Origin of the sequence: Enterobacter sp. SORGH_AS_0287 (assembly GCF_031453695.1) — a bacterium.
Classification (GTDB): Bacteria; Pseudomonadota; Gammaproteobacteria; order Enterobacterales; family Enterobacteriaceae; genus Enterobacter; species Enterobacter ludwigii.
In genome coordinates, this window is record NZ_JAVIZW010000001.1 from 4,725,987 (window position 1) to 4,734,308 (window position 8,322).

General features: G+C 53.0%; 8 protein-coding genes and 1 other annotated feature. Of the genes, 4 read left to right on the forward strand and 4 right to left on the reverse strand.

Going from position 1 to position 8,322, the window contains the following annotated elements:
- Nucleotides 1-873 carry an SMP-30/gluconolactonase/LRE family protein gene (locus QE396_RS22530; RefSeq protein ID WP_047366090.1) on the forward strand — a complete coding sequence of 291 codons (873 nt, stop codon included), beginning with the start codon at nucleotides 1-3 and terminating at the stop codon, nucleotides 871-873.
- On the opposite strand, the gene pheA is transcribed toward QE396_RS22530, so the two are convergent.
- The 4 genes from pheA to bamD form a co-directional block, all read right to left on the reverse strand.
- Nucleotides 870-2,030: a bifunctional chorismate mutase/prephenate dehydratase gene (pheA, locus tag QE396_RS22535; protein WP_020883922.1), complete on the reverse strand. Its 1,161-nt coding sequence runs from the start codon at nucleotides 2,028-2,030 to the stop codon at nucleotides 870-872. The genes QE396_RS22530 and pheA overlap by 4 nt on opposite strands.
- 29 nt (nucleotides 2,031-2,059) lie before the next feature.
- Nucleotides 2,060-2,185: a sequence feature (Phe leader region), on the reverse strand.
- Nucleotides 2,137-2,184: a pheA operon leader peptide PheL gene (gene pheL, locus QE396_RS22540; RefSeq protein ID WP_001386991.1), complete on the reverse strand. Its 48-nt coding sequence runs from the start codon at nucleotides 2,182-2,184 to the stop codon at nucleotides 2,137-2,139. It overlaps the preceding feature by 48 nt.
- Before the next feature lie 103 nt (nucleotides 2,186-2,288).
- The gene (gene raiA, locus QE396_RS22545) at nucleotides 2,289-2,630 is read right to left on the reverse strand and encodes a ribosome-associated translation inhibitor RaiA (protein WP_003863162.1); all 342 of its coding nucleotides are present in this window, start codon (nucleotides 2,628-2,630) and stop codon (nucleotides 2,289-2,291) included.
- A gap of 267 nt (nucleotides 2,631-2,897) precedes the next feature.
- Nucleotides 2,898-3,635 carry an outer membrane protein assembly factor BamD gene (gene bamD / locus QE396_RS22550; protein WP_013098339.1) on the reverse strand — a complete coding sequence of 246 codons (738 nt, stop codon included), beginning with the start codon at nucleotides 3,633-3,635 and terminating at the stop codon, nucleotides 2,898-2,900.
- Between the two features lie 131 nt (nucleotides 3,636-3,766).
- On the opposite strand from bamD, the gene rluD reads away from it, so the two are divergent.
- From rluD to clpB, 3 genes are all read left to right on the forward strand, one after another.
- Nucleotides 3,767-4,747: a 23S rRNA pseudouridine(1911/1915/1917) synthase RluD gene (gene rluD / locus QE396_RS22555; RefSeq protein ID WP_014171235.1), complete on the forward strand. Its 981-nt coding sequence runs from the start codon at nucleotides 3,767-3,769 to the stop codon at nucleotides 4,745-4,747.
- Nucleotides 4,744-5,475, forward strand: a complete 732-nt coding sequence (yfiH, locus tag QE396_RS22560) for a purine nucleoside phosphorylase YfiH (RefSeq protein ID WP_047366089.1) — start codon at nucleotides 4,744-4,746, stop codon at nucleotides 5,473-5,475. Before rluD ends, yfiH begins: the two co-directional genes overlap by 4 nt.
- 129 nt (nucleotides 5,476-5,604) lie before the next feature.
- The gene (gene clpB, locus QE396_RS22565; protein ID WP_032680474.1) at nucleotides 5,605-8,178 is read left to right on the forward strand and encodes an ATP-dependent chaperone ClpB; all 2,574 of its coding nucleotides are present in this window, start codon (nucleotides 5,605-5,607) and stop codon (nucleotides 8,176-8,178) included.
- The last annotated feature ends 144 nt before the right edge of the window (nucleotides 8,179-8,322 follow it).

An 8,322-nucleotide genomic window follows, 5' to 3' on the forward strand; every position in this document is an offset into this window, starting at 1 on the left:
ATGGCCGAACCGCAGCCGCTGTTGAATTACACCGGGCATTTGCCCGAATGTCCGACGTGGAGTGCCGAAGAGCATGCGCTCTACTGGGCAGATATTCTGGAGGGGGAGATCCACCGTTATCATCTGCCTACCGCGGAACACACGGTACTCTCTTTCCATGAAGAAGTAGGCTGTTTCGCTCTGCGTGAGCGTGGCGGCTTTATCGTCGCGATGCGCAATGGCATCTGGCTTGCTGACAAGCACGGCCTGCTTCAGCGCAAGGTGTGTGATAACCCCTCTAACCCGCAACTGGCGCGTTTTAATGATGGAGGTACCGATCATCATGGACGGTTCTATGCGGGAACCTTCTGGGGGCCGGGGGATTACAACGGCGCCATGCTGATGCGTATCGATAATGACCTGACGCCGAAAGTGATCCAGTGTGATATTCACGGGCACAACGGTCTGGCATTCAGCCCGGACAAACAGTGGATGTTCACCTCTGACACGCCAAATGGCGTTATCTACCGCACGCCGCTTGATGAGCAAGGTGAGCCGGTGAAACGCGAGATATTCCGCCGCTTTAAAGAGGGGGAGGGCATACCCGACGGTGCTGCGATGGATGAAGAAGGCTGCTACTGGAGCGCAATGTTTGATGGCTGGCGTATCGCACGCTTTTCACCGCAGGGGGAACAACTGGAAGAGCATCGCATGCCGGTTCGTTGTCCGACGATGGTCTGCTTTGGCGGCGAGGATATGAAGACCCTGTTTATCACGACCACGCGGGAAAATATGGATGCGGATGAAGTGGCGCAGTATCCGCTCTCCGGCGCCATCTTCACCCTGCCCGTTAGCGTGGCAGGGATGAAGAAAAGCCGCTTTATCGAACGTTAAGCGGGGTCAACCGGCACGACGTTTTCGCTCGGATAGCAGCCCAGCACTTTCATTGAGCGGGTGATTTCACCCAGTTCACGCAGGGCTTTCTGCATGGATGCAGATTCCAGGTTGGCCTGGATATCCAGATAAAACATCTCTTCCCACGGATTGCCATGAATCGGGCGAGATTCCAGCTTCGTCATGATCAGGTTGTGGTTACGCAGTACCAGCAGGGCCTCAACCAGCGCACCCGCCTGCTGCCCGGTCGCCATCAGCAGCGTCGTTTTAGCCGGAACCTGCTCAGAGACATTGATGGCTTTACGGGCCAGTACCACGAAGCGGGTGATATTTTGCGTCTGGTTCGCCAGGTTGCGTTCCAGCACCTGCAGCCCATACAGCGCTCCGCCCGCCTCGCTGCCAAGCGCGGCCACCGTCGGAGAATTGGCCTGCATCACTTTTTCCATCGCCGCAGAAGTGCTTTCGGTGTACTCAATTTTCCAGTTCGGATAACGGTTGAGGAACTGACTGCACTGCTGGAACGGTTGTGGGTGACTGTACACCGTCTCGATTTGGCTCAGGTCGGTTGAGCCAGAGACCAGTACGCAGTGATCGATAGGGATGGTCATCTCGCCAACCAGCGACAGCGTAGTGTGCTGCAGAAGATCGTACACGTCGTTAATGGCGCCAGAGCTGGTGTTTTCAATCGGTACGACGGCGTAATCCGCCTGTCCGGTTTCGACCTGATTGAAAATATCAGCAAATTTTGCGCAGCCGCTTTCAATAAACTCTTCGAAATGACGCGCTGCGTACTGGCGTGCGGCAAGGTGAGAGTAAGAGCCTTTTGGGCCGAGGAAGGCGACACGTGCAGAGTGCGGGTTCGTTTTATTCAGATGCTGCTGGAGTAGCGCTTGCTGGGTCAGAACGGAGTCTTCGATGATGAGCTGGAACAAACGGGTGATGTAATGGGCGTCGAGGTGGTGCGCTTTGCCAAGCTGAATCAGGCGTTCCAGCAGGTCGCGTTCACGGTCGATATCACGCACCGGCCGATGGGAGTCCAGCTTGGCTTTTCCCACTTCGATGGCGAGTGTGCGACGTTCTGCCAGCAGGGCCAGTAATTTTTCGTCCAGTGCGCTGATTTTCACTCGCAGGTCCAGTAACGGGTTTTCCGGTGTCATAGTGTTGCCTGTCTCGTTTATCGTTATTAATAAAAAAGGCCTCCCGGTGTGGGAGGCCTTGTTGTTCGTCTTCGCATTCTTTATCACACGACGAAACGCCTCCCAATCAGGGGAAGGTAAAAAAGAATGCGAAGAAAAACGGTGTGTGTTTCATGAAATCATCCTGTCGTTGATACCGTTAAAGTACCCGTACTGTTTTCATGCTGTCAATAAAAAACGCGCCCGAAGGCGCGTTGGCGGTAAACTCAATTTAAAGGATTACTCTTCTTCAACTTCTTCCGCGAAGCTGGCGTCTTTCACCGACGTTGCGGCGCGACGGGCTTCACCTTTGTGTTGCACTTTATTGAGCTGCCGTTCCAGCTTGTTGATCAAATCGTTAATAGCGGTGTACATATCCTCGTGTTTTGCGCTGGCGACCAGATGGCCGTTTGGAGTATTGATAGTTGCGTCAGCGATGAAACCTTGCGGCTCCTTGGACAGGATGATATGTGGGTTAATCAAATGTGTTTGCCATTTATCCAGTTTGGCGAGACGGTCTGCGACGTGTTGGCGGATTGCCGGAGTAATTTCCATTTGTTTACTGGTAATGTTCATTGTCATAAATTTTACCTCTTGTCTTTCCGTCTTGGTGATTCCAGCATACCTGTCCTAATGTCAAAATGTGTGATTTAGATCACGTTATTTTGTCGGTTTTTGTCAGGGAATGTTTTTTGTGAGGCAGGGCAGGAAGAGGTGATATTTACCTTGTGGAAGGCCCGATTTCCGGTCATAGTTGATAGGATGTGTTGAGGCTAAACCGCTTCAGCTGATCTCTGAACGCATAAAAAAACGGCAGCCCGAAGGCTGCCGTTTTGCTTTGAGGCAATATCAGGTGTTGCTGCTGTTCGCGGCGATGATTTTCGCCACTTTGTCAGCCTGTGCGGTCATCTGCATCTGACGGTAAGCATTTTCCATCAGCTTCAGGCCATCACGCGTTGCCTGTGTATCCGGGTAATCACGCAGCATACCTTCTACACGATTAACCACGGCAACCCATGCGCCACGGCGGGTATAGTATTCCGCAACGGAGTATTCGTATTTCGCCAGACGATCTTTCAGGAACACCAGACGTTTGGTCGCGTCAGTGACGTACTGGCTGTTCGGGTAGCCGCGCACCAGTTTGGAGAAGTCGTTGAAAGCATCACGCGCATGCTGCGGGTCACGGTCAGAACGATCCACACCGAAGAAACCTTGCAGGGCACTGTCGTCCAGCGCCATGTTGGTAAGACCGCGCATGTACATGACGTAATCGATGTTAGGATGAGTCGGGTTCAGACGCATGAAACGATCGATGGTTGCCTGAGCCAGCGGCAGATCGGCATTTTTATAGTAGGCATAGATGAGATCTAACTGTACCTGCTGCGAATACGGACCAAATGGATAGCGATTATCCAACGCTTCCAGTTGCGTTATCGCCTGTTTCCAGTTACCGTCCTGCAACTTTTGTTGTGCAGTCGCATAGATTTCATTCGGCGGATTGTCAGGGACCTGTTCATTTGAACCGGAGCAGCCCACCAAAGCCAGGCTCAACGTGGCCGCTGCCACCAGATATTTCATGCGCGTCATGACGTTTTGACTTTCCTCAAATGTTTGTCCGGGAGAAACTCTGTTCCTGCTCCCGATTAAGACCAGCTACAATAGCACACTATATTAAACGGCAAAGCCGTAAAACCCAACGTTAAACGAAGAAGCAGTTTATGGCACAACGAGTAGAACTCACCGCAACAGTCTCCGAAAATCAGCTCGGTCAACGCTTAGATCAGGCTTTGGCCGAATTGTTCCCTGATTATTCGCGTTCACGCATAAAAGAATGGATCCTTGACCAGCGCGTGCTGGTAAACGGCAAGATCTGGGACAAACCAAAAGAGAAAGTGTTAGGTGGGGAAGCCGTCGCCATCAATGCTGAAATCGAAGAGGATATCCGCTTCGAGCCGCAGGATATCCCGCTGAACATCGTCTATGAAGATGATGACATCCTGGTGATCAATAAGCCACGTGACCTGGTTGTTCATCCGGGCGCGGGGAATCCTGATGGCACGGTCCTTAACGCACTTCTCCATTATTACCCGCCTATCGTGGATGTTCCGCGCGCCGGCATCGTTCACCGTCTGGATAAAGACACCACGGGTCTGATGGTGGTGGCAAAGACCGTTCCAGCTCAGACACGTCTGGTGGAATCTCTGCAGCTGCGTGAAATCACCCGTGAATATGAAGCGGTGGCCATTGGTCATATGACCGCTGGCGGCACGGTGGAAGAACCTATCAGCCGTCACCCAACCAAACGTACCCATATGTCGGTGCACCCGATGGGTAAGCCTGCGGTAACGCACTACCGCATTATGGAACACTTCCGCATTCATACGCGTCTGCGTCTGCGTCTGGAAACCGGTCGTACTCACCAGATCCGTGTTCATATGGCGCACATTACCCATCCGCTGGTGGGCGATCAGGTCTACGGTGGTCGTCCGCGTCCGCCAAAAGGTGCATCGGATGAGTTCATTAGCGTACTGCGTAAGTTTGATCGCCAGGCGCTGCACGCAACGATGCTGCGTCTTTACCATCCTATCACCGGTATTCAGATGGAATGGCACGCGCCGATCCCACAGGATATGGTCGACCTTATTGACGCCATGCGTGTTGATTTTGAAGAACATAAAGATCAAGTGGACTGGTTATGACCAAACTGATTGTCCCGGAGTGGCCACTGCCTGAGGGCGTGGCTGCCTGCAGTTCAACCCGTATCGGCGGTGTGAGCCAGGGCGCGTGGGAATCTTTGAATCTCGGCGCACACTGTGGTGACAACCTGGAGCACGTTGAAGAAAACCGCAAACGCCTGTTTGCTGCCGGGAATTTACCGTCGAAACCGGTCTGGCTGGAACAGGTTCACGGTAAAACGGTACTGCCGTTAACGGACGAACCCTATGCGTCTAAACGGGCCGATGCGTCTTACAGTGATACTCCGGGAACGGTATGTGCGGTAATGACTGCCGATTGCCTGCCGGTTCTGTTCTGTAACCGTGCCGGTACCGAGGTGGCAGCAGCGCATGCGGGCTGGCGTGGTCTGTGTGAAGGTGTGCTCGAAGAGACCGTCGCCTGCTTTAAAGATGACCCTGCGAATATCATGGCCTGGCTCGGCCCGGCCATTGGTCCTCGTGCGTTTGAAGTGGGACCCGAGGTCCGCGAAGCCTTTATGGAGAAAGATCTGCAAGCCGCGGATGCTTTCCTTCCTGCCGGTGAAAAATATCTGGCCGATATTTACCTGTTGGCCCGCCAGCGCCTGAATAATGTCGGCGTGACGCAGATCTTCGGCGGCGATCGCTGTACCTTCACCGAAAAGGGTGATTTTTTCTCTTATCGCCGCGACAAGACGACAGGTCGTATGGCAAGTTTTATTTGGCTGATATAACCTAAAGAATCAAGACGATCCGGAACGTGCCGTTTTCTTTTCACATAATTCAGGTCATTAACCTTGAATAATTGAGGGATGACCTCATTTAATCTCCAGTAGCAAATTTGACCTGTTATGGGAGGAGTTATGCGTCTGGATCGTCTTACTAATAAATTCCAGCTTGCTCTCGCCGATGCCCAGTCCCTTGCACTGGGGCACGACAACCAATTCATCGAACCTCTTCATTTAATGAGCGCCTTGCTGAATCAGGAAGGGGGATCGGTACGTCCGTTATTAACGTCTGCCGGCATTAATGCTGGCCAGTTACGCACCGCCATCGATCAGGCTCTGAGCCGTTTACCCCAGGTAGAAGGTACCGGTGGCGACGTTCAGCCGTCTCAGGATCTGGTGCGTGTGCTGAATCTTTGCGACAAGCTGGCGCAAAAACGTGGGGACAACTTTATTTCGTCAGAACTTTTCGTTCTGGCGGCGCTTGAATCACGCGGTACCTTGACCGACCTGCTGAAATCTGCCGGCGCAACCACCGCCAATGTGACTCAGGCGATTGAGAAAATGCGCGGAGGTGAAAGCGTGAACGATCAGGGAGCCGAAGACCAACGTCAGGCTTTGAAAAAATTTACGGTCGACCTGACCGAGCGTGCCGAGCAGGGCAAGCTTGACCCGGTGATCGGCCGTGATGAAGAGATTCGCCGTACTATCCAGGTACTGCAGCGTCGTACCAAAAACAACCCGGTGCTGATTGGTGAGCCGGGGGTCGGTAAAACCGCCATCGTCGAAGGTCTGGCGCAGCGCATTGTGAACGGTGAAGTGCCGGAAGGGCTGAAAGGTCGTCGTGTACTGGCGCTCGACATGGGGGCGCTGGTGGCCGGGGCGAAATACCGCGGTGAGTTCGAAGAGCGTCTGAAAGGCGTGCTTAACGACCTGGCGAAACAGGAAGGCAACGTCATTCTGTTTATTGACGAACTGCACACCATGGTCGGCGCAGGTAAAGCGGACGGCGCGATGGATGCCGGTAATATGCTAAAACCAGCCCTGGCACGTGGGGAACTTCACTGCGTAGGGGCTACCACGCTGGATGAGTACCGTCAGTACATCGAAAAAGATGCTGCGCTGGAGCGTCGTTTCCAGAAAGTGTTTGTTGCTGAGCCAAGCGTTGAAGATACCATCGCGATTTTGCGTGGGCTGAAAGAACGTTATGAACTGCACCACCATGTGCAGATTACTGACCCGGCGATTGTTGCAGCGGCCACGCTTTCGCATCGTTATATCGCTGACCGTCAGTTGCCCGATAAAGCAATCGACCTTATTGATGAAGCGGCCTCGAGCATTCGTATGCAGATTGACTCGAAACCGGAAGAGCTGGACAGGCTCGACCGTCGCATCATCCAGCTCAAACTGGAACAGCAGGCACTGAAGAAAGAGTCTGATGAAGCCAGTAAGAAACGGCTGGATATGCTCAACGAAGAACTGGACGATAAAGAGCGTCAGTACTCTGAGCTGGAAGAAGAGTGGAAAGCGGAGAAAGCTTCACTCTCGGGTACTCAGACAATTAAAGCTGAACTGGAACAGGCGAAAATTGCCATTGAGCAAGCGCGTCGTGTGGGTGACCTGGCGCGAATGTCTGAACTGCAGTACGGCAAAATTCCTGAGCTTGAGAAACAGCTTGAGATCGCCACACAGTCGGAAGGCAAAACGATGCGTCTGTTACGAAACAAAGTAACAGATGAGGAGATCGCTGAAGTGCTGGCTCGCTGGACCGGTATTCCGGTTGCGCGCATGATGGAAAGCGAACGCGACAAACTGCTGCGCATGGAGCAGGATCTGCATCAACGCGTGATTGGTCAGAACGAGGCGGTTGAAGCGGTCTCTAATGCCATTCGCCGTAGCCGTGCAGGGTTGTCTGACCCTAATCGTCCAATCGGTTCGTTCCTGTTCCTGGGGCCTACGGGGGTCGGTAAAACCGAACTCTGTAAGGCGCTGGCTAACTTCATGTTTGACAGCGATGACGCGATGGTCCGTATCGATATGTCCGAGTTTATGGAGAAACACTCCGTTTCGCGACTGGTTGGTGCGCCTCCAGGATATGTGGGTTATGAAGAAGGTGGCTACCTGACAGAAGCGGTGCGCCGTCGTCCTTATTCCGTCATCCTGCTGGATGAAGTGGAAAAAGCGCATCCGGATGTGTTCAACATTCTGCTGCAGGTTCTTGACGATGGACGGCTTACTGACGGACAGGGGAGAACGGTCGACTTCCGTAACACGGTAGTGATCATGACCTCGAACCTGGGTTCCGATTTGATTCAGGAACGTTTCGGTGAACTGGACTACGGCCATATGAAGGATCTGGTGATGGGCGTGGTAAGCCATAGCTTCCGTCCAGAGTTCATTAACCGTATTGATGAAGTGGTAGTGTTCCATCCTCTGGGTGAGAAACATATTGCGTCGATTGCGCAGATTCAGCTGCAGCGTCTGTATAAACGTCTGGAAGAGCGTGGATATGAAATTCACATCTCCGATGATGCGCTGAAGCTCTTGAGCGCAAATGGGTACGATCCGGTTTATGGGGCGCGTCCGCTGAAACGCGCAATCCAGCAACAGATCGAAAACCCACTGGCGCAGCAGATACTCTCCGGGGAGCTGATTCCGGGCAAAGTTATCCGTCTGGAAGCCAACGACGACAAAATTGTGGCAGTGCAGTAAGTCACAAAACGCAAAAACGGGCCGCTTGCGGCTCGTTTTTGTTTAAAAACCAGGCCAGAATTGAGGTCTGGGATGCAAATTGCCTGGAAAGTGAGCAGTCAGTAAATAATTTTCACTTTATCCTTGCAGCTTCAGAATTACCCC

What these genes read in the sequence shown, in the direction of transcription:
- QE396_RS22530 (WP_047366090.1), top strand. Translation starts at nt 1, where the DNA reads ATGGCCGAACCGCAGCCGCTGTTGAATTACACCGGGCATTTGCCCGAA.
- pheA (WP_020883922.1), bottom strand. Translation starts at nt 2,030, where the DNA reads ATGACACCGGAAAACCCGTTACTGGACCTGCGAGTGAAAATCAGCGCA.
- raiA (WP_003863162.1), bottom strand. Translation starts at nt 2,630, where the DNA reads ATGACAATGAACATTACCAGTAAACAAATGGAAATTACTCCGGCAATC.
- bamD (WP_013098339.1), bottom strand. Translation starts at nt 3,635, where the DNA reads ATGACGCGCATGAAATATCTGGTGGCAGCGGCCACGTTGAGCCTGGCT.
- rluD (WP_014171235.1), top strand. Translation starts at nt 3,767, where the DNA reads ATGGCACAACGAGTAGAACTCACCGCAACAGTCTCCGAAAATCAGCTC.
- yfiH (WP_047366089.1), top strand. Translation starts at nt 4,744, where the DNA reads ATGACCAAACTGATTGTCCCGGAGTGGCCACTGCCTGAGGGCGTGGCT.
- clpB (WP_032680474.1), top strand. Translation starts at nt 5,605, where the DNA reads ATGCGTCTGGATCGTCTTACTAATAAATTCCAGCTTGCTCTCGCCGAT.